The sequence below is a fragment of the Olleya sp. KJ81-1 genome, from assembly GCF_055808135.1.
Genome location: NZ_CM147854.1, coordinates 2,107,149 through 2,132,720, shown reverse-complemented (window position 1 = coordinate 2,132,720; position 25,572 = coordinate 2,107,149). Strand labels below are relative to the sequence as shown.

The following is a 25,572-nucleotide window of genomic DNA, read 5'->3' as shown; positions in this document are numbered from 1 at the left end:
TTTTGAGCAAAAAAAGCTTCAAATTATATGAAGCTTTTTTTATTTTATAACGAATATTACTCGTTTACAACTTTGCCATTAACCGTTTTTATTGGTTTTTCAGACAGATGTACAGTGGACACACCGTTATTTGTATGTGATGATATGTTTAACTCTGAATTATTTTTAGCTAAATCCAAAGCCTTATCAGAGCTAATTGCTTCTCCATTATAATAAAATGAAGCGTCTTTTTTTGCCATTCTAATAATATGATCTGTAGTATTCATTGGAGGTGGTGGAGGAGGAAGTGTTATGTCGTCATCCTTCCAGGTTTTTTTAAATTTAATAAAAAGTTTACCGTCTTTATAAACTTTAGTTATTTTTTGACCAGGAATTACTTTGCTACCATCGGTTGGAGTATTAGATAATTTATTCCCTTTTTTGTCGACTTCAATTCCTGATTTGTTATAATACTTAGTTCTGTTTTTTGTTGTTACAAAAAAATGAGCCTCATCATTAATGTTTATAAATCCTGTTTCAGTATCTGAATTTAAAGGAGCTGGAGGAGGAGGAGGATTTTTATAAACTTTACCTTTTATGATTTTATTTTCTTTATAGTATTTTTTTATAACGCGTTCTTGTTTTTCTTTCTGCTCTGGTGTTGCATTTGGATTTACAGGTGGTGGTGGAGGTGGTGGTGGAATACTAGATGCATCTCCTTTTTTTACTTTAGGCGATTCTGAATAGTTTTCATCATTTTTGTCTACAACCTTAATAATAACAGGCTTAAATTTGTTGGATTTAGTTTTAATATCAAATAATTGAATAATATCACCTTTTTTGGTTTTTAAAACATATTGTCTAGCTTCATTATTTGGCATGTTACCTTCGTTAAATAATGTTTTTATTCCAGGGATTTTTAACTTAAAGTTAGTTATATCTTCTTGGTTAGAGGTGCTTAAAATTAACTCTGCTATTCCTTTTTTTGATAAGTTAAGTGTACAACCATCACATGCTATTCCGTTTACTAATAATCTTGTGTCTTGATTAAGGTAATTGATTTTTAATTGTCCGATTTTCTCTAAATCATCTTCAATTTGTTTTGTTAAGGTGTTTTGCCTAGTATTTACTTCTTTTTCATCTTGAAAAAGCATAGCTGGAGTTAGTTCTTTTTCAACTTCTTTCGTGCTACTAAAACTATAAATTAATAGCGCTAATAATGGTAATAGCAATACGCTACGTATCCATTTTGTTCTTTTTGGTGTTTGTGTTTTCATAAGAGTAAAACGTTTTTTGATTGATGAATAATTGATAGCATTTGCTAATGCTAATTCTTGTTGATTAGACGAGAATTGTAATAAAATTGTTTGATAAGTTTTAGTGTCGGTACCTTGATTTATAACGCCTTGATCTGCTAAAAATTCATGATTAAGTTTTACTTCTTTTTTAAGCCAATACAATAATGGATTAAACCAAAATACGACTTGAAGTAACTCTATAATTATGATGTCTAAACTGTGTTTTTGTTTGGCGTGCGTTTGCTCATGTAATAAGACTTCGGGTGGGATTTGATTGTTTTCAAACTTGGTTTTATTTAAAAAGATGAAATTGAAAAACGTATGCGGAATTTCAATTTGCTCCATTAATACATTAACAAAATGACTGCTTTTAACTTTGGTATGTTTTCTGATTTTTGAAACTATTTGAAACAGATTAATACAAAATCTAATAAAAAATAAACCTACTCCTAAAGCATAAATACTCCATAATATGATAGATATGTAGTTGGTTTCTTCTACTATTTTAAAATTTGTGTCTAATGGTATTGTTGTCGAAGTATCAAAAATTAATGATGAGTTATCAAAAGTAGGTTGTACATATTTTACAAATGTTATAAAAGGTATGATAGCTGCTATTGCTACAGCAACCAATAGATAAACTCTTTTAAATTTATGCACACTTAATGGTTCTAAAGCTATTTTGTAAAACAATAGTAAAACCAAAAGGCAAACACTGGATTTTAATAGTAATAGTTCCATGATTACTTGTTTTTAATTTCGTTGTCAATTATTGCTCTTAACTCCTCTAATTCATTTTTACTTAAATCGGTTTCTTTTGTAAAAAACGACGCAAATTGTGAGCTGCTATTGTTAAAAAAGTTTTTAATCAAGCCATTTACATGCTTAGAAAAGTAATCTTTTTTCTTTACTAAAGGGAAGTATTGTCTAGAGTTTCCAAACTTTATGTAATCTACAAAACCTTTGTCAGTCATACGTTTTAATAACGTTGCAACGGTTGTGTTTGCTGGTTTTGGTTCTGGATAGGCTTCTAGTAAATCTTTCATGAAAGCTTTTTCTAGTTTCCATAGGTGATTCATTAATTCTTCTTCCGTTTTTGATAATTGCATGTCTACAAGTTTAGATTAACTTCTACAAATGTAGAATAAAAAAATTGATTCTACAAATGTAGAGGTGTTTTTTTTCAAACTTCTCTTTCTTTTATTTCCTTTTCAGGGGAAATAAAATTCATTCTCGTCTTTAATTAAAGAGGAAAGCAGTAACACTTGACATTCTTATTAACCTTGATTTTTAGAGATTCTTCGCTATGCTCTGAATGACAGAGATGCGACGTGATTATTGTTATTATAAAAAGAATGTTATAGCTACAGAAATAGAAAAGGAGAAGTGTTGTTGTTACATTTAGAAGGAGGTACGACTGAATAATCTCACACGTGTTATCACCCAAAATACGTCATCCTGAACAAGTTTCAGGATCTCATCCCAAACAGAAAGAACTATGTTATCACAAAAAAGGTACTCCTAAATAAAGACTTTTTATTAAGTTGTTTTTTATGACAAGAATAGATTAGTTACTAGTTTCTAGAGCGTAAACTTTCAATAACAACTGTAGATAAGATTAGCATTCCGCCAAAAAAAGTGTTCCAAGTAGGAATTTCGTTTAAAAAGAAAAACGCAATTATAATTCCGAATATTGGTTGTGTACTACCAATAATACTTGCTGTGCTGACTTTAAAATGGTTTAAACTTTGAATAAATAAAGTGTGTCCAATTGCTGTAGTTACTAACGCTAGAATAATAACATACGGAAACTGTGTGCTAATATTTGATATGTCGTATATAAATAAGGCAGGAAGTAAAACGATACTTATTATTAATAGTTGAAAAAACATAAGACTGCTACCATGATAAGACGTTACGTATTGCTTAAGTATTAATATACGCATAGCATAACAGAATGCAGAAAATAGTCCAAACATAATCCCTTTTACGGAGTCATTTTGAAAGTCTAATTCTGGAGAAAGGATGTAAATCCCTAAAAGGACCATTGCGCCTAATAAAAGGTGCATATAATCAAATTTTGTTTTAGAAAATAGGGGTTCTAAAAAGGCTGTCATTATTGGAAATGTAAATAAGGCTAACATACCAATAGCAACACTTGACAACTGTAGTGCAATAAAATAAGTAATCCAATGCGAGGCCATAAATAAGGCGCTTAACACAAAAGCACCCAAGTCTTTTTTAGAATTTATTTTTAGGGTGATGTTTTTGTATTTGCAGTATCCTAGTAATAAAAATAATGCTAGAAAACTACGCCACCAAATTGTAACAGGAGCAGGCATGCTAATATAACGCCCTAAACTACCTGATGTACTAATTAGTAGTGTGGCAAAGGTTAGTGCTAATACGTGCTTTAAATGTTGGTCTTTCACTTTGGTTGGTTGTGTAAGCGGTAGTAGTGGCATCCTTTATTTTGCTGCCATATATGGCAAAATAAAGATATAACGGATGACGCGACCACCTTTTGCCTCCTAAAAGCAAAAGGTGGTGACACCCTAATTTTATTTATGCATTTCTGTAAAGTACTTGTAGAAATACGGAATAGTTTCGATTCCTTTTAAGTAGTTCCATACTCCAAAATGTTCGTTTGGACTGTGGATTGCATCGCTATCTAAACCAAAGCCCATTAAAATGGTTTTGCTTTTTAGTTCTTGCTCAAATAACGCTACGATTGGAATACTTCCTCCACTACGTTGTGGTATTGGTGTTTTTCCAAAAGTTTCTTGGTAAGCTTTACTTGCTGCTTGGTAACCGACACTGTCTATTGGTGTAACGTAACCTTGGCCACCATGATGAGGTGTTACTTTTACTTTAACCCCTTTTGGTGCGATGCTTTCAAAATGTTTTTTGAATAAGTCTGTGATGTTTTCCCAATCTTGGTTTGGTACTAAACGCATCGATATTTTTGCAAATGCTTGGCTAGCAATTACTGTTTTTGCGCCTTCGCCAGTATAACCACCCCAAATACCGTTAACGTCTAAGGTTGGTCTAATACTGTTACGCTCGTTGGTTGTGTACCCTTCTTCTCCGTAAACAGCATCTATATCTAAAGCTGCTTTATATTTGTCTAATGAGAATGGGGCTTTTGCCATTTGTGCACGTTCGTCTAAAGATAACTCTTCTACATTATCATAAAAACCAGGAATGGTAATATGGTTATTGTCATCGTGTAATGATGCAATCATTTTAGTCAAAACGTTTATTGGATTTGCTACTGCACCACCATATAATCCAGAGTGTAAATCGCGATTTGGTCCTGTAACTTCTACCTCAACATAACTTAAACCACGTAATCCTGTTGTAATGGATGGCGTGTCTTGTGCGATCATACCAGTATCACTAATTAAAATCACATCGTTAGACAATTTGTCTTGGTTTTGCTTTACAAACTTACCAAGATTAACACTTCCAACTTCCTCTTCACCTTCTATCATAAACTTAACGTTACAAGGTAAAGTGTTGTTTTTTGTCATAAATTCCATTGCCTTAACATGCATGTACATTTGACCTTTGTCGTCACAAGCACCACGCGCAAAAATGGCGCCTTCTGGATGTAAATCTGTTGTTTTAATAACAGGCTCAAATGGTGGTGAAGTCCATAAATTTAATGGATCTGGCGGTTGTACGTCATAATGACCATAAACTAAAACCGTTGGTAAGTCTTTATCAATTATTTTGTGTGCGTAAATAATTGGATATCCTTCTGTTTCGCAGATTTCTACAACATCACAACCAGCGTCTTTTAAGCTTTTTGCTACAACATCGGCTGTGTTTATAGTATCTTTTTTATAAGCAGAGTCGGCACTTATTGACGGAATCTTTAGTAATTCTATTAATTCGTCAAGAAAACGTTGCTTGTTTTCTTGGACGTAAGACTTTATGTTTTTCATTAAAATAATATTGAATTTATGTAAAAATACGAAAATGAAAATTATTTGTTTGAAGTTATTATGAATATTCAAACTATTGTTTATATTTGCAATCCGAAATTATCGGTATAAGTTGCAGGCGTGGTGGAATTGGTAGACACGCTAGACTTAGGATCTAGTGCCGCGAGGTGTGAGAGTTCGAGTCTCTCCGCCTGTACAAAGTAAAAAAGCTTCTCTTATTAGAGAAGCTTTTTTTGTTTTAATACGTCCCACAATAGTGCTGTGAAAACCACAAGATATTCAAAGCATATAATCCATAAATTTTCTGAGTTATCTGCATTGGCATATGCTAAATAACTTATTATGATTATAAAACTCCAAAATAATGGATGCTTGTAGTTTGTAAATATGGAAAGCAATAAAATAGATGCGATGTACCAAGGGTGTACGGTTGTACTTAGTAATAAGTATACCGTAAAAGCAATAAGCATACTTTTTACCAAGGTTATAAAGTTTTGGTTTTGTCTAGATAATGCTAAGTACCAAATGGAGATGAAAATTATTATAGGTAATATTTTACCAATTATTGCTATTTGATTGTATCCAGTAATTAAATAACCAACCTCTCGAGCGATGTAATATATACTTGCATTAAACTCGAAATCTCCAAACCATAAACCTACAGTTTTGGAGTAGTTGTTTACAAATTCCATTGAAAAAAAGGGTGTAAATAATACTAATGTAGAGACGCCAATTATTAAATAGAAGCAAATTAGTTTTTTGAAATCAATTTTGGAATGGTTGTCTTTAACTCTAAACCATTTTACAAATAACGGTAAAAATAGAAGAGGCACGAGTTTTGTTGAAATAGACAGCGCAAAGACGACAGCAGCCCATTGCCATTTGTTTTTATGTAATAAGTATAAACTGAGAATTAAAAAGAATATCATGACACCTTCAAAGTGTAAATTTCCTGTTAACTCTATTATTATAAAAGGATTTAAGATGTACCAAAATATTTTATTTGGAGATAGATTTAATCTTTGTAAAAGTTTAGCTCCAAAATAAAGTGTTCCGATATCTGCAGCTATTATTATAAGTCTTAATCCTATTACTGATGCAAGAATGCTTGAAGAAGAGAATAAATTAGCTAGCGTAAATAGTAATTGATTTATTGGAGGATAGTTGGAGTAGTGGCTAGCGTTAAGCGCTTGCATACCTGTTACTAATTGTTGTGCTTGATCAACAGGATAGTTTCCTGATGTTATAAAACTTGCAGGTGTATGTAGGTAAGGATTAAAACCTTGTAATATCATGCGTCCATCCCAAATAAAACGGTAAAAATCTTGTGATAAATTTGGGATTGCTATTAAAAAGATTAATCTGCTAATGATTGCTATTGCAAATAAAAGCTTAAAATTATTTTTGTTATTATTTAGTATTTTAAGAAATAATCCAAATAATACAATATATATGGATATTAGATTGGTGTGGTCTGTTCTAGCTAGATCATAAGCAAATACACCATACAAACAAAAGCTAGCTAGTATTAGTAGTAGTGTTAGTTTGTTAGTTTTTAGAAACAATGTATTAAGCATGATGCGTCCTGCGTTAGCGGTTGAAATGGCATCCTTTTTTGCGATAGTTTACAACAAATCTTAGCTGTTTACAAAGAGTTTGTGTTATAAAACAATTTTAAAATAATATAAAACTGCGTCGCAGAAAAGATATAATGGAAGACGCGACCCTTGTGGTAACGCCCAAAATACTATGCTTTAGAGGTTAGGGATTTAAAAAACACAAATCCAAATCCTACGGTTAACATTAAGTGAAATGGAAATAAACCGAAGTCTCCACCTTTATCTCCAACCACAAAAGCACTGTACATACCAAATGCAAAGTATAGCATTAATGCACCTTCAAAAATCACATTAATGGATATATTTTTACGTAAATATTTATTGCCTTTCCAACTATCTTTAAGTGTACTGATATTAAATTTTGGTGTGCGTACAAACTCACTACGTTTACCAACGTGACCTTCTAATACTGCAATAGAATTGTGTAGTGAAAAGCCCATAGCTATTGAGAAAAACGTAAAAAATAGTGCAATGTATTTTAAAAAGTCTTTAAATGTGTTACCATGACTTTGCTTGTACATAACCCAATAACACACAAAAAATATGATTGTACTAACTACAAAAAAGCTCATGACGTAAAAGTATGGTCTCAGGTGTGCGTATTCGTTTTTAATGTACAACATTGGGATACTTAATATACCAACAATTAATACGTTTAAAAACATAGTACTATTTAGTAAGTGTAATAATCCGTGAAGTTTAGTTTTTGCTGTAATGTTTTTACTTTTAACCACACGTCCAAACATTTTTTGGAAGTTTTCGGCACCACCTTTATTCCATCTAAACTGTTGTGATCTTGCTGCGCTAATTACCACAGGAAGCTCTGCTGGAGTTTCAACGTCTTCTAAATACTTAAATTTCCAGTTTTTAAGTTGCGCTCTGTAACTTAAATCTAAATCTTCTGTTAAGGTATCTCCTTCCCAGTTTCCAGCATCAAGTATGCAGGTTTTACGCCATACACCAGCTGTACCATTAAAGTTAATAAAATGACCTTTGCTACTACGTCCAACTTGCTCCAAAGTAAAGTGTGCGTCTAAAGCAAATGCTTGTATTTTTGTTAATGTAGAATAATCTCTGTTAATGTGTCCCCAACGTGTCTGTACTACACCAATTTCTGGGTCTTTAAAAAACGGAATTGTTTTTTTAAGCCAATTTGGTTCTGGTAAAAAATCGGCATCAAAAATAGCAACATACTCTCCTTTTGCTATTTCTAAACCTTCTTTTAAAGCACCTGCTTTAAAACCTTGTCTGTTGGTTCTGGTAATATGTGTAATATCTAACCCTTTTGCTTTAAGTTGATCAACGTGAGCTTTGGTTGTAGCAACGGTCTCATCCGTAGAGTCGTCTAAAACTTGGATTTCTAATTTGTCTTTTGGATAATCCATTAAGGCTATGTTGTCCAATAGACGATCCATAACATACAACTCGTTAAAAACAGGAAGTTGAATAGTTACAAACGGAATTTCTTCCGAATTATTAAAGTTAAATTTTGGTCCGTTTTCTTCTTTCTTTTTTGCTGCTAAGTAATTAAACAGTAGGTTTAATTGTGCCAAAGCATACATGAAAATAAGTACTAGCGCAATGCTATAAATAATAATGGTAATGGTTTCGAGAATCACTTTTTAAAACTGTATTTGAAAATCCACGTTAGTATTTTAACGCCTGCAAATATACTACCTTTTATTGTTCCTGAAACTTTTGAGACACCAATTCTATTTCTGTAGTTTACAGGGACTTCTATATAGCTTAGTTTTTGCTTTAATACTTTTAGTTGCATTTCTACCGTCCAGCCATAGGTTTTGTCTACCATGTTTAAAGCCAGGAGCTTATCATATTTAATAGCTCTGAATGGTCCTAAGTCAGAAAATTTAGCACGAAAAAAAGTGACATTAAGGTTGTTGCTAACCAATTACCAAACACTTGTTGTGGCATCATACTGCCTTCTTCTCTTAATTTTTTGACACGTGCACCAATAACAAAGTCCATATTTTGATCTATAATTGGTGCTACAATTTTGGTTAATTCTTCCGGATAGTCACTATAATCTCCATCTAAAAAAACAATTATATCTGGTTTGTTAGTTTGCTTAGCGATGTAGTCCATACCTTTTAAACAGGCGTAACCATAACCTTTGTTACTTTCTTTTAAAACGGTGGCACCTGCATTTTTTGCGTTAGTTTCTGTAAGATCAGTAGAGTTGTTGCTAACTACAATTACCTCATCTACTAATTTCGGTATATCGTTTATAACGTTTGCAATAGAATCTTGCTCATTGTAGGCAGGAATGATGACTTTTATTTTGGTCATTTAAGGTCGCTTAATTTATTTTCTTTTTTAAAGGACTTTAAATCGGTCCATTCTTTTATTTTTTGTCCTGCTTTAAATTTTACTGCAGATATTAACGCTTCGTTTTTATACATAAGACAATATCCATTTTTTTGATTGTCTTTAAGTTGACATTTATGATTAATTTTTTCGTTGTGATCATAAAATAGCCACCATTTTACTTTTTTATCAGTTAGATAATGGCCTTCCTTTTCTTTTTTACCGCTTTCGCGGAAATATTGCCAGTAGCCAGATTTTAGGTTTTGGTTAAAGCTTCCAAATTTAGAAATTACAGCGTTTTTATAATAGAATTTCCAGAATTTATTTTTTAAATCGTTTAAATAATGCCCTTCGCTTTTAGTTTTTGTATTGTTATAATAGGTTTTCCAGTAGCCATTTTTTAGTCCATTTATATAAAGACCTTGACTTTTTAAGTAGGTGTTTTTATAATAAGTTTTCCAGTAACCACTGGTTTTACCATGAATATAATTACCTGCTTTGTGTAAAGTGTTATTATTATGATAGTAGGTCCAATACTTTTCTTTTAAGCCTTTATTATAATTGCCTTTAGCTTTGATTGTTTTATTGTCATGGTACTCTATCCAATAATTTGTTTTAAGGTTATTACTATAGTTTCCTTTTTTCTTAATGCTTCCGTTTGGGTAGTAATAAATCCAAAAATCTATTTTGTTATTATCGCTAATCCAACCTTTAGACAATAGGTTTCCGTTGTCATAATATGTCCTTACGTAAGTTTTTTCCGCGTAAGCGTTATAACCCAATAACATGAAACAATATAAAACAAAGGTTTTCATTTTATTTTTTGTTTACAAAGTCCATTAAGTCAACATCATTACCTAATAATACTTCTGTTGGATTGATACGTCCATCCATAGTATCGTTTTCTAATTTTAAAACACCTCTTGGGCAAACAGCACTACAAACACCACATCCAACACAACTTGAACGTACTATGTTTTCTCCTTTTTGGGCATAGGCACGTACATCAATTCCCATTTCGCAACTGTTTGAGCAATTACCACATGAGATGCATTGTCCTCCATTGGTCGTGATTCTGAATTTTGAAAATAAACGTTGTTGAAATCCTAATATAGCTGCCATAGGACATCCAAATCTACACCAAGATCTGCTACCTAAAATTGGGTAAAAACCTGTTCCGATAACTCCTGAAAATATTGAGCCTATGTAGATTCCATAGGTAGATCTTAACGCACTACCTTTTACAAAAAATAAATGATCGGTTGTAGATGTAAAGTGCATAATTAATAATAGAGCAATTACAGCAGCATAACCAATTGCACCAGCTTTAGCATCTTTACCAAGCTCTTTGCCTCTAAAATACATGACACCTGCAAATATGATGGTTAAAAATGTTATTACAGAAATGATAAAAACATCACGTGTTAACCAAAAATTATTGCTGTCTTTGCCTAAGTAGCTATACACCATTGCTGTTGTCATCACTACAGAAAATACTAAAACGGTATGTATTAACCATCGCTCTAGCTTCCAAGCGGATAGTTTTTTTGAAGATAAATGTCTAAAACTATCTCCCGCAGTTTCGGCTAGACCACCACAACCACAAACCCATGAGCAATACCAGCGTTTTCCGTATTTGTAAGTTAATATAGGAGTAATGATAAAGGTTGAAGCTATCCCAAAAATGATTAAAGCTAGTCCTAAATTACCATTAGATAAAAAGCCTTTGACAGACCACTCATCAAAAATGTAATAATTTAATGGCCAAATGCTTTTAAGGTCATAATATGGTAAATCATTATTCATGACATACATGAATTCTGGGATTAAAAAAGCAAAACCTAACTGAAAAAACATAACAGAAACGGTTCGGATTTGCTGATAGCGATTATGTCTATATTTTAAAATGTATTTGTAACCAAATGCTAAAATGGCAATGGTATACAGTGTCCCGTAAACAAACCATTGACTGGCATCACGACCGCTTAATAAGTTACTTAAAGGGTCAAATAATCCAATTAAACCAGTGTTTGCAGCACCATCTTTACTTAAGCCCAAATATTCAGGAAAAAAGTATAACACAATATAAAAGCTGGTTAGTATGATACCTAAAGCCCAACCCCAAAATCCTCTGGATGAAATGGATTTATACCATACTCCGTCATTTTTTATACCTTCTAATTTGGTTAAATAAGCTTCTCTAGAATATATAATAATACCAACAGTAATCAATCCTAATGCAAGCGTTAAAAATAAAGCTGTATTTGGTAGACTGACGTTAAATAATGCTAATGCCAAAATTAATAGTCCAACAAGACCAATACCTAAAGCAAATTTTTGTTTTGTTGATATATGAAACGCATCTGGTGATGCTAATGACATACTGTGATTTAGTTTGTTACTCATATTGGAATGCTATTATACTGTTTGTAATTGTTTGTTGTATGCTTTTAGGATATCCTGTTCAAAATGTTTGTAAAATTCTGGATCAAAATTGGCCTCTTTTAAGTTGTTTATTACGTAATCTACATTACGTTGTTCTGTCAACCAAGTATCAAAAGTTTCGTGTCGCATTCGGATACCAAAAGTATTAATGCCTAAAAATGCTTTAGTGTATTTGTTGTAAGCTACAGTTATGCATTTTGTGTCGTCTTGATGTTTCCAATGGAAATGTTTTTCGTGCTCTGGACGTCCACGTTCGCCAAAAACCCAACCGTAAGTTTGGTACTCGATATCTAAAAATTTTGCACTATTAAACCAATGTCCTGGTTTGTATTGTAGTTTGTTTCCACAAATGGTTTGTGCTAAAGTTTCTCCCATCATTCGTCCTGTGTACCAAACTGCTTCAATAGGACGTCTGTTACCAATTGCTTCGTGTTGCTCAGCACAATCTCCAATTGCATACACATCTTTGATGTTAGTTTCTAAATAACGATTGACTAGTACACCTCTTTTGGTTTCAATTTTAGAGTCTTTTAAAAACGAAATGTTTGGAGATACTCCTGCTGTTAGTCCAACTAGGTTACAGGCTATTTCTTCTCCAGTTTCTTCAATAATTATAGATTTTACGTTTCCGTTATCGTCCGATTTAATTTCTTTTAAATTGGTATTTAATCTTAAATCAATATGGTGGTTTTTTATGTGTCTGTTAATCATTTGACTTTCGCCTTCAGGTAAAACACCATTCCAAAAACTAGTCTCTCTAACTAAAAAAGTGACTGGTATGTCTCTTGAATTTAGCATTTCTGCCATTTCAATACCAATTAATCCTCCACCAACTATAACAGCATGTTTACAAGTTTTGTTATCTGGTGCAGTTTGCTCCATGTTATCTAAATCTTGTTTGCTGTATAAACCTTGAACACCTTGTAGGTCTTGTCCTGGCCAACCAAATTTATTAGGTTTACTTCCGGTAGCAATTACTAATTTGTTGTAAGTCATTGTCTCACCTTCAGCAAAATGGAGCGTTTTATTATCAGTATCTATAGTATTGACATAACCTTTTTTTAAGTCGATGCGGTTTTTCTCCCAAAACCAGTTCTCATAAGGTTGGGTGTGTTCAAACTTCATGTGACCCATGTACACATACATTAAGGCTGTACGTGAAAAAAGTAATCTGTTTCGGCAGAAACGATAGTAATTTTCTTATCCGATAATTTTCTGATGTGTCTTGCTAGAGTAACTCCAGAAATTCCGTTTCCTATAATGACGATGTGTTCCATAAAATGAGATTGTTAGATAGTCTGTCGTTTTTAAAGTTAAAAACTTAATTGACTCTGTAGTTTAGAATGGGTTTAAATTACTAGTGTTTGTAAGGTTTTGAAAAACATTGAGACGTCAATTTTTTTATTTTTTTTGAAAGTTTTTGTTAAATGTTAAGACTTATTTAATGTTACAAAGATTTAAAACCCAATATAATGATGAAAAATAGCCTAATAATTGTGCTTGTTGTCAGCGGATTATTTTCCTTGAAAGCGCAAACCCTTAACGACTTTTTTACACAAACAGACGCCTTTTTAAAATCCTACGTGGTTAAAGGTAAAGTAGATTACAAAGCGGTAAAACAAAACGTAGCTAGTTTAAACACAATTTTAACTATTGCAGATCATATTACTGTAGAAGAAACAGATGCTAAAAACTATCAAGCTTTTTGGATTAATGCTTATAATTTGTCTGTTATTAAAGGGATTGTTGATAATTATCCGATAGCTTCACCATTGGATAAAGCTGGTTTTTTTGATAAAACAACGTACAGTTTAGCAGGACAAAAGGTAACATTAAATACCATTGAAAATGAATTGTTAAGAGCCAAGTTTAAAGATGCAAGATTTCATTTTGTACTTGTTTGTGGTGCCAATGGTTGTCCGCCTTTAATTGCAAATGCTTATTTGCCAAAAACACTTGATGCACAATTAGAGCAGCAAACTAAATTAGCGCTAAATGGTGATTATTTTGTGAAGGTAAATGATAAAAAGAAAACGGTTGAAGCTTCTGAAATTATGAAATGGTACAATGAAGATTTTGTACAAAATGGCATGACTGAAATTGAATTTATAAATAAATACAGAACTAATACAATACCTAAAAATTATAAGTTAAAGTACTTTTCTTATAACTGGAAACTTAACAAACAATAAAAAAATATAACGCTTTCGCGGAAAGCAAAACAAAAAAAGCATGAAAAAACTAACTTTACTACTATTAGCTATTACAACCTCAATAACTGGTTTTTCTCAAGATGATGACACTTCAGGAAGTAACATTCAAACCTACACACCTTCTAAATTATTAAGTCAAGGACAATGGGATATTAAGTTTTTTAATAACCTTTATACACAAACAGAAAGTACGTTTACATCTGGTACTGAAGCTAGAGAAACTTATTTTACATCAACTGTAGATGTGTTTACTGGTATTAGTGATAGTAACCGTTTTAATGTTGGTTTACTATTAGAGTTTAGGTCTAATGTTATTGGAGATCGTGATGCTTTAGATGTGTTTAAATTTGATGGTGAATCAAATACAGCACGTTCTGGTTTTACATCTTTTGCACCTGCAGTAAAATTTAATCCTATAAAAAGTGTTAGTAGTTTTACTATTCAGACAGCGTTTCATATTCCTTTAGTTGATAACGAAAGTGAAAACGGAGTGTTTTTAGATCAAAAAGGGTTTACGTTTCAAAATCGTTTTTTTTATGATTATAATTTTAACTCTAAATGGCAATTATTTACAGAGCTTAATACAGAATATCACTTTGGTAAAAAAGAAGATAGTTTTGCTAATAACAGTTTAAGCTTAACACCAGGTTTGTTTTTAAGTTATTTCCCGAGTTCTAAATTTACAGTTTTAGGATTAGTACAACACTCACAACGTATAGATACAGGTAATGATTTTGAACAAGATTTTACTGCAGTTGGAGGAGGAGCAAAATACCAAATTAGTGATGTGTTAAATATTGAAACCTTGTACTCTAAATTTGTTAGAGGTAGTAATACTGGTTTAGGACAATCTTTTAATATTGGTTTAAGAGCTTTATTTTAATAAATAACATTAATTTAAAAGTAAATATATCCTGCTGAAAAGCGGGATTTATTTATATTTAGTAAAAAAACATGATGCGCTTTATTCAGCTTTTACTTATTGCAATTTTACTTCAATCTTGTACAGCACAAGACAAAAAAATAAACGGAGTAAGTTTTGTGGCGCACAGAGATAGTATTACTCAGCAAAATATAGATCCACTTTTAAATGTTAATGCTAATTATGCTGCCATTATGCCTTTTGGTGTTATTAAAGATTTAGCTCATCCTGAGGTTAGTTATGGAGCCGAAAGACAATGGTTTGGTGAGACTAAAATAGGTGGCAAACAGTATGTAAATGCCTTAAAAAAAGACAACATTAAAATCATGCTTAAACCGCAACTTTGGGTTTGGCATGGCGAGTTTACTGGTTTTATAACAATGAAAACCGAAGCGGATTGGAAAATCTTAGAAGAAACTTACACTAAATATATTCTGGATTTTGCTCAAGTGGCTCAAGATACAAAAGCAGAAATTTTTTGTATTGGTACAGAATTAGAGAACTTTGTGGAAGAGCGACCAGACTATTGGATTAGTTTAATTACTAAGGTAAGAGCTATTTATAAAGGTAAATTAACTTACGCAGCTAATTGGAATGAGTATACAAAAACACCTTTTTGGGAACAATTAGATTATATTGGTATTGATGCCTATTTTCCGGTTAGTGATAGTAAAACACCCACTGTAGAAGAGTGTTTAAAGGGTTGGATAAAGCATAAAAAAACAATAGTAGAGTTTACTGAAAAATATAATAAACCAATTTTGTTTACCGAGTTTGGTTACCGTAGTGTAGATTATGCAGGTAAAGCACCATGGACAGTAGATAGAATTGAAGAAAAAGTAAATCTAGAAGCACAGGTTAATACTACCAAAGCTTTATTTGAAGCTTTCTGGAAAGAAGATTGGTTTGCTGGAGGTTTTGTTTGGAAATGGTTTATAAATCATGACAAAGTTGGAGGTGTTGATAATAATAGATTCACACCACAAAATAAACCTGCAGAAACACTTATTAAAAAACATTATAAAGTAAATTAGATGAAGTATTTATTATTTGTTTTAGCCTTTTTTTGTGTTACTATCGCACACTCACAAAACATATCTGATGTTAAAATTCAAGGAAACAAAAAGCTGAAATCTAGTTTTGTCAAAAAAGTAGCTAATGCTAAACCTGGTGCTGTTTTAGATAGTATCCAATTAGATGAAGATATTAAATTATTAAAACGATTACCTTCTGTTTCTCATGCGTATTATCAAGTATTTCCTTCAGAAAATGGAGATTACAATGTGTTTTATAATATCGAAGAAAATTTCACCATTATACCTTCTTTTAATGTATATACCTCAAATGATGGCGAGTTTGCTTACAGACTTGGAGTATATGAGTTTAACCTTTTAGGGCAAAATATGATTTTTGGTGGATTTTATCAAAAAGACATATTTAGTTCATATGGTATAAATTTTAGAGCACCTTATTTGTTTAGTCGTCAGTTTGGTTTGGCGGTAAATCATCAAGATTTACAAACTTTAGAGCCTGTTTTTTTTGATAATACAACTTCAGATTATAGATACAGAAACAAATCTTTTGAAGTTTTAGGATTGTATCAGCCTAACTTTAATAACCGTTTTGAGTTTGGTATTAATTCTTTTTTAGAAGAATATGAATATCAGTCAGGAGCAACAAATCCTGATGTTCCTCAAGCATTAAGTGTTAATAAATTATTGTATAAAGCCATCTATGAATACAATAATCTAGATTACAATTACCAATACGTTTCGGGTTTTAAAAGTCAATTAAATGTACAATATGTAACGTCTACTAGTAATGATTTACCCGAGTTTTTAATTGGATGGAATGATTTTAATTATTACAAAAGAGTAGGGCAAAGAGGGAATTGGGCAACACGTGTTAGATTAGGATTGTCAAGTAATGACGAAACGCCTTTTGCACCATTTTCAGTAGATAATAATTTAAATATTAGAGGTGTTGGTAATACCATTGATAGAGGTACAGGAGCAGTCGTTTTAAATACGGAATATAGACATACTCTATATGAAAAAGGTTGGTTTGCACTGCAAGGTAATGCGTTTGTAGATGCAGGAAGCTGGCGAAATCCTGGTGGAGATTTAGGTGATTTTGGTGATGCTGATAACTTACGAGTGTTTCCTGGTGTAGGCTTGCGTTTTATACACAAATCTATATTTAATGCTATTTTTAGAATAGATTATGGTTACGGAATTTCAGAAAAGGATGGTCAAGGCTTGGTCTTTGGTATCGGTCAATATTTTTAATAATAGTTTTAATTTAATTAAATATTAAAGTATTATATGAAATCAAACAGAAACCTTGTAATTGGTGATATTCATGGAGGATTAATAGGATTAAAGCAATTGTTAGAGCGTATTGGTTTGATTGAAGATGATAGTTTTATTTTTTTAGGAGATTATGTAGATGGTTGGAGCGAATCTGCACAGGTTATACAGTTTTTAATTGAGTTTTCTAAGCAATACAATTGTGTTTTTATAAAAGGAAATCATGATGTTTGGTGTGAACAATGGTTAGAAGATAAAACCGTAAATCAAGCTTGGTTTGTTAATGGAGGCGAAGGTACAATAGCAAGTTATAATCCGTTTTCAGACGAAGACAAAGCCATACATTTACAGTTTTTTAAGCAAATGAAATTGCACCATCTTAATACTAATAATCAATTGTTTTTGCATGCTGGATTTACATCAATGCATGGCGTAGAGAATGAAGTGCATCCTGAGACTTTATATTTTGATAGAACCCTTTGGGAAATGGCAGTCACTATGGATAAAAGAGTGAAAAAAGACTCTGTGTTATATCCTAAACGTTTAAAACATTACCACGAAATTTATATAGGACATACACCAACGATTAGGTTTAATTCCGATCAACCGATGCAAGCTATTAATGTATGGAATATTGATACTGGAGCTGCATTTACTGGTAAAGTTTCAGCTGTAAATATTGATGACAAAACCGTATTTCAAAGTGATAATTTACCTAAATTATATCCAAACGAAACAGGACGAAATAGTACGTCTTATAATTCTTCTAAATAAAATAAAAGGTTTTTAACGCTTACAGATTTTGTTCAAATAATATTCATGTAAATCTTTAGCGGAAGCACCAAGCCATTTTTTTATATAAATGACTAAGTAATGATATTGTAGTGTCCAAACACCATGTTTTTGATATAGTCTAGCTGAGGTTTTAAGCTTATGGTTAATCACAACAAATTCTTTGCGTTTATAAAGCTCATTTATTAAAATATTGTCTTCGTAGATAATGTAATTTTCATCATAACCACCAATATCATTAAATAACGCTTTGGTTATAAACTGACTTTGATCACCACCACGACTTGCTCGCCAAGAAAATTGAGTTAACCAACTAGTAAAACGTAGCCACCAATGGTTGCTATCAAATTGTAATCTAAAACAACCTGCATTATTACCTTTTTTAATTTCATCTAAAATTAACTGGTCATATCTGTTAGGCGGAAAAGAATCTGCATGTAAAAAATAAAGAATATCACCTTTTGAAGCTTTGGCACCAAGATTCATTTGTTTAGCACGACCTTTTTCAGAATGTAAAACTTTAATATTTAAACCTAATCCTTGGATAACTGAAACGGTATTATCAGTACTGCCACCATCCACAACTATAATCTCTTGGATGGTGTTTAAAGAGGCATTGTCAATTAAATGATACAATACTTCTGTAATGTGTTTAGCTTCGTTTAAAACCGGAATAATAATACTTATCATGCTGTATTTACGTAAGTTTTATTAGGTTGGTTTTAGTCATTTAAGTCCCAATTGTAATCTTTGTAGCTAATTTTAGCTTTCGCTGAAATAGTTATAGCTGTGTATTTATTTAAAAAGTCAATTAAACTTCCGTTTTGTTCAAAATCCTTATCAAACCATTTAAATATTTTTGATAATTTTAAACTGTTCTCTTTAATATCGTTACGTTTGGTATCGCTTAAAAATTGTTTAGTTGCTACGGTTAATTGCGTTTCTAAATTTGAAGCTATAAATGCAGTGTTTTGTAATTTAGGACAAGAATAAGAGGCGCAAACAATAGCAAAATGTATGCGTGGTTCGTCCATTTTTCGTAAAATTTCGTGCTCAATGTCTTCTAAACTATACCATTTGTCTCCTAGTTTCCAAAGTTTTTGACCCCAAGGATTTTTAATATCTTTTATGCTTTTTACAGGATAGTTTTTTATAATTAAATCTATTGTTAACGCGTTGTATGCATTAATCCAATAGGCTAGTTTTTCTTCTTTTAAAATAGAATCAAATTCAGGTTTAGACTTTAATAAATCCAGGATATGTATGTATTCTAGTAATTTTTTATATTCAGTTTTAAATGATTTATAGTTCACATTTCCGTTATCAGAAACATGTTTTTGTAATAATTCATCCCATAAAAAATGAATGTTAGAATGCTCTGTTTTCGTAAGAATCTGATTGAATTCGTTATTTTTAGGAATTGAATCTTTTTTGTTTGATATAAATTTTTGTCGTTTATCAACAGTATGATATTCAGCAATTTTTACATCTTCAGTTATTGTGTATTTTGCTTTTTTAATTATGTAACTACTATCATTTGTTTTGTTGATAGTATCCATTTTAATTTCAGCTATAGCTTCTTTTTTAATGGTATTAGTTGCTATTTGGGTATTTGATGCAGTTTGTTTTGTGCTTTTGCAAGCGCAAAACAAGACTAATAATGCTAAGGCTAAAAGTTGTTTCATTTTTTTAAAGGATATAATTCTTGACTTATAAAATCTTTAGGAAACGTTTCGTCGCCTTCAAAACCTAACTCGATATCACGACCATCATGTGGTATGTAATTGGTTTTAAAAATATAATCCCAAATACTTAGGGTTATACCAAAGTTAACACCAAATTTTGTGTGCTCTGGTAAGTATTTTACGTGATGCCAAATGTGCATTTTTGGATTGTTAAATACATATTTTAAAACACCATAATCCCAACCTAAATTAGCATGGTTTAAGTGTCCAACGGTTATTGCAAAAAAGTGGACTATAGCAACGTGTTGCGCATCAAAACCACCAATAATGGCAATAGGTATGTATAACATGGATTTGTATAAAACCGGTTCCATCCAATGATAACGTAAATGTGCAGCAAATCCCATTTCTTTAACGCTGTGATGTACTTTATGGAAGTTCCATAAAAACTCAAAACGATGTAATAAATTATGAGTTATCCATTGCGTAAAATCTGAAATTATAAAGAAAATAAACAGTCCTAACCATAATGGTAAATTATCTACATCAAACAATTGAAAACTTGAAATAGATAAACCAACAACGCCTAAAATATCATCAAAAAAACTTGCAGCAGTATTAGATAAAGCTATTAAAATAATAAGATTTAGTAAAAAGAAATTAAAAAACATGTAAAACGTATCTAACCAAAAATCCTTACGGAAAATAGATTGTTTTTTACGCCAAGGAAACATAATTTCTAAACCCCAAACTACTAATGATATTATGATTAATCCATAAAAATAGTTGTCCCAATTATTTGGGAATATAATTTGGTGTTTTAGGTAGTTCCAATAGCCAAAATAGGCGTTTTTTATAATGTCTAGATACTTTTCCATAGCTGACTAAATTAGTCATTTACTTGTTTTTTAGTTGTAACAAAGGTTACTTAACAGCATCCACCACCATCATAGTGATAAGTAGATTTACTAATAAATATGTCATCCCGACCTAAAGCAGCTAAATCTCCTGCTGTTTTATCGCAAATAGCTATAGGTTGATTTTTAAGTAAAATATGCCCTTTTTTATCATCAAAAAAATCTTGATCACCATAGTATATTGCAGCTTTACCTGTAAAAACACATGGTCCATCTGCTGGCATTGGATCTTTAATGGCTGCTATTTCTATAGATTCTATATAGATTAATTCATCTGTAGGATAATTTTTAGGGTCTAAAATACGATAAGGTTTTCTGGCTCTAATTTCTATTGTACCAAAACCTGCGTCAGTTAATGCTTTTACATAGTCGGCAATTGGTAAACTTCCGCTTAAGCATAAAGCTCTTAATCTATCATCGTTACGTAATGTGTCATTCATTTCCTGCTCGCAAGTAGGATCGCTCATAACAAGTTTGCCATGTGGTTTTAAAACGCGATACATTTCGGCAATAGCCTTTTTTAAATCCTCTGCCTTAAAGATATTAAATAAACAATTTTGTGCTGCTACATCAATTGAGTTATCTGCTACGTTAAGATTTAAAGCATCTCCTTTTACAAGATCTACAAACTCACTTTTAAACCAATCGTTTTGTGCTTCGGCTTCAATAAAATTTTTACGTGATGCTTCTAGCATTTCATCTACCACATCAACACCAATAACACCACCTTTTTGACGATTAAAATAAGCGAATTGTAATAATTCCATACCACCACCAACACCAACATATAACATTTTTGGATTGTTAGTTAAATCTCTAGCATTTACAGTGCTACCACAACCGTAGTTCATTTCTTGCATGATTTTAGGAATCTTAAGACCTGGTAATTCCCATATAGGATTAGTGGTGCAGCATAAGCCAACATCTGGTGTTAAAGCAGCTTCTTTATATAAATTGTTTGTAGCGTCTAAATAGCTCATTTTTTTAGTTTTAAGTTTGTGTTTATAATTTAAACCTGATTTATTTAACACTAAAGTGTCTCTATCAACCCTTTAAATAATGTAATCATATTAGGCTCTGCTTGATTAGCCATAGCTATAATCTCACCAATATCTACAGGTTTTAGATTACTTGGGTCGCATTCATCTGTTAAAACTGACACTGCAGCCACTTTTAAATTTAAATGATTAGCAACAATAACTTCAGGAACAGTACTCATACCTACTGCATCTGCACCAATAATTTTAAGCATTCGGTACTCTGCTCTTGTTTCTAATTGTGGTCCAACAACACTAGCGTAAACACCTTCATGTAATTTTATATTATTAGCTTTTGCTATAGCTTTAATTTTTGCATTTATGTCTAAATCATAAGGTGCACTCATATCTGCAAAACGCTCGCCAAGCTCAGCAACTCCTTTAAAAGCTAGAGGAGAACTTCCTTGTAGGTTAATATGATCGTCAATAAGCATTAATTCGCCTTTCTTAAAGTCTAAATTAATAGCTCCCGAAGCATTAGAAACCAATAATGTTTTGATACCCAATTTTTCCATAATTCTAACAGGGTAAGTCACGTCTTCTAAGCTGTAACCTTCATAAACATGAAAACGACCTTGCATTACAATTACTTTTTTTCCAGCTAAGGTTCCGTAAATTAATTTTCCTTTATGAAACTCGACAGTCGCAGTTGGGAAATTAGGAATGTGATTATAGCTCACCTCTTGGGTAACTTCAAGTTCATCGGTTAATTTTCCTAATCCAGTACCTAAAATAATACCAACTTCTGGTTGGTCAAATCCTTTTTCTTTTAGGTATTCTACGGTTTTATTTATTTGCTTTATCATGTTCAATTAAGGCTTTTAAGGTTTGGTTGTTGGACATATCTTCATAGGTATCAACATCATTTAATGGTTCTAACAAAAATACGTTTTCCTTAACTAAATCTTTCATGGTGTCTTCAAAAACTGTTTCGGTTCCCCAAGATTTATTTTCAAAAACAGCAGGATGCAATTGTTTCATTCCTAAAAGATAATAGCCACCATCTAAAGCAGGTCCAATTACTGCATCATTATTATCTAAAGCATCAAAAGCTTGATTAATATGTTCGGGTTTTAGATCGTATAAATCACTACCAACAATAACTATTTTAGTGTAGCAAGAATCAAAACCAGTTTTAAACGCATTAGACATTCTTATGCCTAAGTGGTCTCCAACTTGTTGGTGTTTTTGATATATGTCACCATCCCAAAGATCGTTTTCTCTAATTTTAACCGAGTAGTATACAGCCTTGTCACAGTCTATTTGTTGTAAAACGCTTTCAGTGTGCTCTAATAATTTTTTATATATCGCTAAAGCGGAAATATTGCCAATTGTCTTAGCTAATCTTGTTTTTACTTTTCCTAATTCAGGGTTTCTGGTAAAGGTTATTACTAGATTTTTATGCATGAATTTTTATTTTTTTGTAGAAGTTGTTTCAAAGACTTTTATTCCTTTAGTTAGCCATTTGCTCCAAGCTTCATTAAAAGTATGTATTTGTTCAGTTTCATTGTCTTCGGAATCTACTACAGTAAAATCATTGTTTTTCCATTCAAAAATACCTCCATAAAGATTAAGGACATTTGTGTAACCTTCGTCTTTTAGTTTCTTTGCAATGGTTTCAGATCGTATTCCTAAGGAGCAATAGACTACTATTTTTTGATCTTTATTAGTGTATTTTTCTGTAACCGTTTTGATGTCAAAAAAATCGTAACCTACTAAAGTTGCATTTTTAATGTGACTGACTTCATATTCTTTAGGTTCTCTTGCATCTAATATAATAGCGTCAGTTTTTGGCATTGCCAATTCTTGAACAGTAATGTAAGGAACGCTGTTTTTATTGTGTTTTTTTAAAAGCTCATCTAAAGTATCTTGAGCAATTAGTTGTGTTGTAAATAGACTGATAAAAATTAATAATACTGTTTTCATGTGATTTATAAATTAAGTCCAAAACCTTGTAATCCACTTTCAATAGCTGGTAAAATCTCGGTATTATCCCAAATACCAGTCACTATTGTTCTTGCATATTCTTCAGGCAATAGTCCATTTTTCATTAAGCTATTGGTTAACTTATAATTATAGTCGAGCGTATGATGCGTAAATTTCATTTCACCATTAATTTCTTCTAAAATGGCATACCAAACTTGTGATGATCCATCGTTAGCAGGCATACCAATAACTCCTGGATTTAACCATAATTTGTTGTCTTGCTCATGATTAAAAGGTAATCCGCAATGTCCAGCAACAATAACATCGCTTTTAGTTGCATCTATTGTTTTGGCCTTAATATTCCAGTCTGTAGATTTAAATACAAATTCTGATACATTAAAATAATCACCATGTACAACGGTTACTTTTTTATTAGCATAATTAAAGGTAATATGATCCGGAAACGTTGCTAAATACGCTATCGAGTTTTTGCTTAGTTTACTTTGTGCATAAGGATACCAAAGTTTTGAAAACCCATCACATCGTGAGCCTTCTGTAAAATCGCATCCACAATCTGCTTCACCTTCGGTTAATTGGATTTCTACATTTCCTAAAATACTTTTAGCATTCCAAATTTTTAAAAGCTGAACCGTTTCTTCTGGTTGTGCGCAATAGCCAACAACGTCTCCTGTGCAAATACAGTTTTCTGGAGCAATATTTTGCTGTTCAGCAATAGCTTTAAGTGCTTCTAAAGCTTGAAGATTACTGTAAACGCCTCCAAAAAGTAAGACTTTACCAGATAATGTGCCTATATTATTTATTGTTTTATCCATCTAGGAACGAAATATAAAAGGTTACAACTAAAAATTCCCCAAACATTTACCCAAAGTAAATCTGCATAACGACCCTTTGTAAAAATTAAAGCTTCTGGGAAAACTTTGAATACTAATAAAAAGCCAAAAAGGATACCACAACCAATACTTAAATAAAAACTGATTTTTGGCACTTTATAATTCCAGAACACAAATATTGGTGTTAAACCAATTACCATAGTTCCGGAAATGGTGGTGGCAGAGAGGATTTCGGCATTAAAAAATATAGGAATTGTACCAAGTACAGCAATGGCTACCATTGCTAATCTACCAAACGTTAGGCTTTTGCCTAATCCCAAATCGACTGCTAATAATTTTGAAAACGATGAAAATGTCGAATCTAAGGTTGAAGCTGCCGACGTAATCATTATAAAATTAATGACTAATAATACCACAACTCCAAATGCTTTTCCAACCTCTACAGCTGCTTGTCCTTTAAAACCTTGATTTTGTGCATACACACCAATTAAACTAAAAAGCACAATGCAAATAGCACCTAATAAGCTAGCCCACAAAAAGCTTTTTCTAGTCACTTTTGGCGAACTAATAAAAGCTCTGTCTGTTAAAACTGGATCATGAAAAGGATAACTAAAGGATTGTATTATGGCTGCAAAAAATAGGTTTAAACCTAGTTCAAAACTCCAAGTTCCAGACGTTGCAATGTCTTTTGCTGTAAAATTTTCAACAGAAAAAATAGTATATAAAATAATGATTAGCAGTACAGAAAATAAGATCATTTGGATCACGTCCGTAAAAATAGAACTGCTCAAACCACCTTTAATTGCATAGCTTAGAGTTAGTAATGTAAATACAATTATGGCGGTGTAATAGCTGGCGCTTCCTGATTCTCCAAAGTAAGAGCCAATAACCATGGTGTTACTCCAAACCTCATTAAATAATCTAATAATGATCAAAATAGTAAAAACAGCAACTGCCTTTTTGCCAAACTTACTAGTTAAAAATTGATGAATACTTGTAAAGCCACCTTTGGTACGTAATTGATAAATTAGTAATCCAGCAACCGCAAAACTGAGATAATATCCAGCATAAGCGACACCTCCAACCAAACCAAAATCTATACCTAAATTGGCAGCATTAGTAATACTTTTGGCAAAAATCCAAGAGATTATTAAACTACCAGTTAGGACTAAAACATTTGGTGATTTTTTATTGTGATTAGCTTTAAAAAAAGATGCAGTGGTTTTTGCATAAGGAGATAAGGCAAACAAGATTAAACTTGAAGCGCTCACTAAAACCCATTGCCAAATTTCTGTACTCATTTT

General features: G+C 31.9%; 22 protein-coding genes, 1 tRNA gene and 2 pseudogenes. 6 read left to right on the top strand and 19 right to left on the bottom strand.

Annotated elements, in window-relative coordinates:
• Positions 1-56 precede the first annotated feature (56 nt).
• The 4 genes from AC0L3M_RS10115 to AC0L3M_RS10100 form a co-directional block, all read right to left on the bottom strand.
• A complete protein-coding gene (locus tag AC0L3M_RS10115) occupies positions 57-2,018 on the bottom strand; it encodes a M56 family metallopeptidase (RefSeq protein WP_473430655.1) in 1,962 nt (653 codons plus the stop codon).
• Between the two features lie 2 nt (positions 2,019-2,020).
• On the bottom strand, positions 2,021-2,386 hold the full coding sequence (locus tag AC0L3M_RS10110) for a BlaI/MecI/CopY family transcriptional regulator (protein WP_099568731.1): 366 nt from the start codon (positions 2,384-2,386) through the stop codon (positions 2,021-2,023).
• 465 nt (positions 2,387-2,851) lie between these two features.
• Positions 2,852-3,742, bottom strand: a complete 891-nt coding sequence (locus tag AC0L3M_RS10105) for a DMT family transporter (RefSeq protein WP_473430654.1) — start codon at positions 3,740-3,742, stop codon at positions 2,852-2,854.
• Between the two features lie 96 nt (positions 3,743-3,838).
• Complete coding sequence (locus AC0L3M_RS10100; RefSeq protein ID WP_292947909.1) at positions 3,839-5,227, bottom strand: dipeptidase; 1,389 nt, start codon at positions 5,225-5,227, stop codon at positions 3,839-3,841.
• Between the two features lie 114 nt (positions 5,228-5,341).
• On the opposite strand from AC0L3M_RS10100, the gene AC0L3M_RS10095 reads away from it, so the two are divergent.
• Positions 5,342-5,423: transfer RNA gene (locus tag AC0L3M_RS10095), tRNA-Leu, on the top strand.
• A gap of 22 nt (positions 5,424-5,445) precedes the next feature.
• On the opposite strand, the gene mptB is transcribed toward AC0L3M_RS10095, so the two are convergent.
• The 6 genes and pseudogenes from mptB to AC0L3M_RS10065 form a co-directional block, all read right to left on the bottom strand.
• On the bottom strand, positions 5,446-6,804 hold the full coding sequence (mptB, locus tag AC0L3M_RS10090) for a polyprenol phosphomannose-dependent alpha 1,6 mannosyltransferase MptB (RefSeq protein WP_473430653.1): 1,359 nt from the start codon (positions 6,802-6,804) through the stop codon (positions 5,446-5,448).
• Positions 6,805-6,974: 170 nt separating this feature from the next.
• Entirely contained in the window at positions 6,975-8,465 is a 1,491-nt protein-coding gene (locus AC0L3M_RS10085) for a cellulose synthase family protein (RefSeq protein WP_292947903.1), read from the bottom strand.
• Positions 8,462-9,153 (bottom strand): annotated as a pseudogene (locus AC0L3M_RS10080) (glycosyltransferase family 2 protein). Before AC0L3M_RS10080 ends, AC0L3M_RS10085 begins: the two are co-directional and overlap by 4 nt.
• Complete coding sequence (locus AC0L3M_RS10075) at positions 9,150-9,986, bottom strand: hypothetical protein (RefSeq protein ID WP_473430652.1); 837 nt, start codon at positions 9,984-9,986, stop codon at positions 9,150-9,152. The pseudogene AC0L3M_RS10080 and the gene AC0L3M_RS10075 overlap by 4 nt, the downstream one beginning before the upstream one ends.
• A gap of 1 nt (position 9,987) precedes the next feature.
• Entirely contained in the window at positions 9,988-11,577 is a 1,590-nt protein-coding gene (locus tag AC0L3M_RS10070; protein ID WP_473430651.1) for a 4Fe-4S binding protein, read from the bottom strand.
• 12 nt (positions 11,578-11,589) lie between these two features.
• Positions 11,590-12,893: pseudogene (locus AC0L3M_RS10065) on the bottom strand (NAD(P)/FAD-dependent oxidoreductase).
• Between the two features lie 195 nt (positions 12,894-13,088).
• Here AC0L3M_RS10065 and AC0L3M_RS10060 point away from each other — a divergent pair.
• From AC0L3M_RS10060 to AC0L3M_RS10040, 5 genes are all read left to right on the top strand, one after another.
• Complete coding sequence (locus tag AC0L3M_RS10060) at positions 13,089-13,808, top strand: DUF547 domain-containing protein (protein WP_473430650.1); 720 nt, start codon at positions 13,089-13,091, stop codon at positions 13,806-13,808.
• 40 nt (positions 13,809-13,848) lie between these two features.
• On the top strand, positions 13,849-14,712 hold the full coding sequence (locus tag AC0L3M_RS10055; protein WP_473430649.1) for a transporter family protein: 864 nt from the start codon (positions 13,849-13,851) through the stop codon (positions 14,710-14,712).
• Between the two features lie 74 nt (positions 14,713-14,786).
• A complete protein-coding gene (locus tag AC0L3M_RS10050) occupies positions 14,787-15,785 on the top strand; it encodes a glycoside hydrolase family 113 (protein ID WP_473432500.1) in 999 nt (332 codons plus the stop codon).
• Entirely contained in the window at positions 15,786-17,039 is a 1,254-nt protein-coding gene (locus AC0L3M_RS10045) for a POTRA domain-containing protein (RefSeq protein WP_473430648.1), read from the top strand.
• 36 nt (positions 17,040-17,075) lie between these two features.
• Positions 17,076-17,834: a metallophosphoesterase family protein gene (locus AC0L3M_RS10040; RefSeq protein ID WP_473430647.1), complete on the top strand. Its 759-nt coding sequence runs from the start codon at positions 17,076-17,078 to the stop codon at positions 17,832-17,834.
• Between the two features lie 12 nt (positions 17,835-17,846).
• On the opposite strand, the gene AC0L3M_RS10035 is transcribed toward AC0L3M_RS10040, so the two are convergent.
• From AC0L3M_RS10035 to AC0L3M_RS09995, 9 genes are read right to left on the bottom strand one after another with little or no spacing between them, the layout of a single operon-like run.
• Positions 17,847-18,542: a TIGR04283 family arsenosugar biosynthesis glycosyltransferase gene (locus tag AC0L3M_RS10035; RefSeq protein ID WP_473430646.1), complete on the bottom strand. Its 696-nt coding sequence runs from the start codon at positions 18,540-18,542 to the stop codon at positions 17,847-17,849.
• Positions 18,543-18,574: 32 nt separating this feature from the next.
• Positions 18,575-19,537: a DUF547 domain-containing protein gene (locus AC0L3M_RS10030; RefSeq protein ID WP_473430645.1), complete on the bottom strand. Its 963-nt coding sequence runs from the start codon at positions 19,535-19,537 to the stop codon at positions 18,575-18,577.
• Positions 19,534-20,415 carry a sterol desaturase family protein gene (locus AC0L3M_RS10025; protein WP_473430644.1) on the bottom strand — a complete coding sequence of 294 codons (882 nt, stop codon included), beginning with the start codon at positions 20,413-20,415 and terminating at the stop codon, positions 19,534-19,536. Before AC0L3M_RS10025 ends, AC0L3M_RS10030 begins: the two co-directional genes overlap by 4 nt.
• Positions 20,416-20,465: 50 nt before the next feature.
• On the bottom strand, positions 20,466-21,434 hold the full coding sequence (arsM, locus tag AC0L3M_RS10020; protein ID WP_028283324.1) for an arsenosugar biosynthesis arsenite methyltransferase ArsM: 969 nt from the start codon (positions 21,432-21,434) through the stop codon (positions 20,466-20,468).
• A gap of 50 nt (positions 21,435-21,484) precedes the next feature.
• Positions 21,485-22,297 (bottom strand): purine-nucleoside phosphorylase, encoded by an 813-nt coding sequence (locus tag AC0L3M_RS10015; protein ID WP_473430643.1) that lies wholly within the window; start codon positions 22,295-22,297, stop codon positions 21,485-21,487.
• Positions 22,278-22,898 (bottom strand): TIGR04282 family arsenosugar biosynthesis glycosyltransferase, encoded by a 621-nt coding sequence (locus AC0L3M_RS10010; protein WP_473430642.1) that lies wholly within the window; start codon positions 22,896-22,898, stop codon positions 22,278-22,280. The genes AC0L3M_RS10015 and AC0L3M_RS10010 overlap by 20 nt, the downstream gene beginning before the upstream one ends.
• Before the next feature lie 6 nt (positions 22,899-22,904).
• Positions 22,905-23,417 (bottom strand): rhodanese-like domain-containing protein, encoded by a 513-nt coding sequence (locus AC0L3M_RS10005; protein WP_473430641.1) that lies wholly within the window; start codon positions 23,415-23,417, stop codon positions 22,905-22,907.
• Between the two features lie 5 nt (positions 23,418-23,422).
• A complete protein-coding gene (locus AC0L3M_RS10000; protein WP_473430640.1) occupies positions 23,423-24,250 on the bottom strand; it encodes a metallophosphoesterase family protein in 828 nt (275 codons plus the stop codon).
• Positions 24,235-25,569: a sodium:solute symporter gene (locus AC0L3M_RS09995; protein ID WP_473430639.1), complete on the bottom strand. Its 1,335-nt coding sequence runs from the start codon at positions 25,567-25,569 to the stop codon at positions 24,235-24,237. Before AC0L3M_RS09995 ends, AC0L3M_RS10000 begins: the two co-directional genes overlap by 16 nt.
• Positions 25,570-25,572 lie beyond the last annotated feature (3 nt).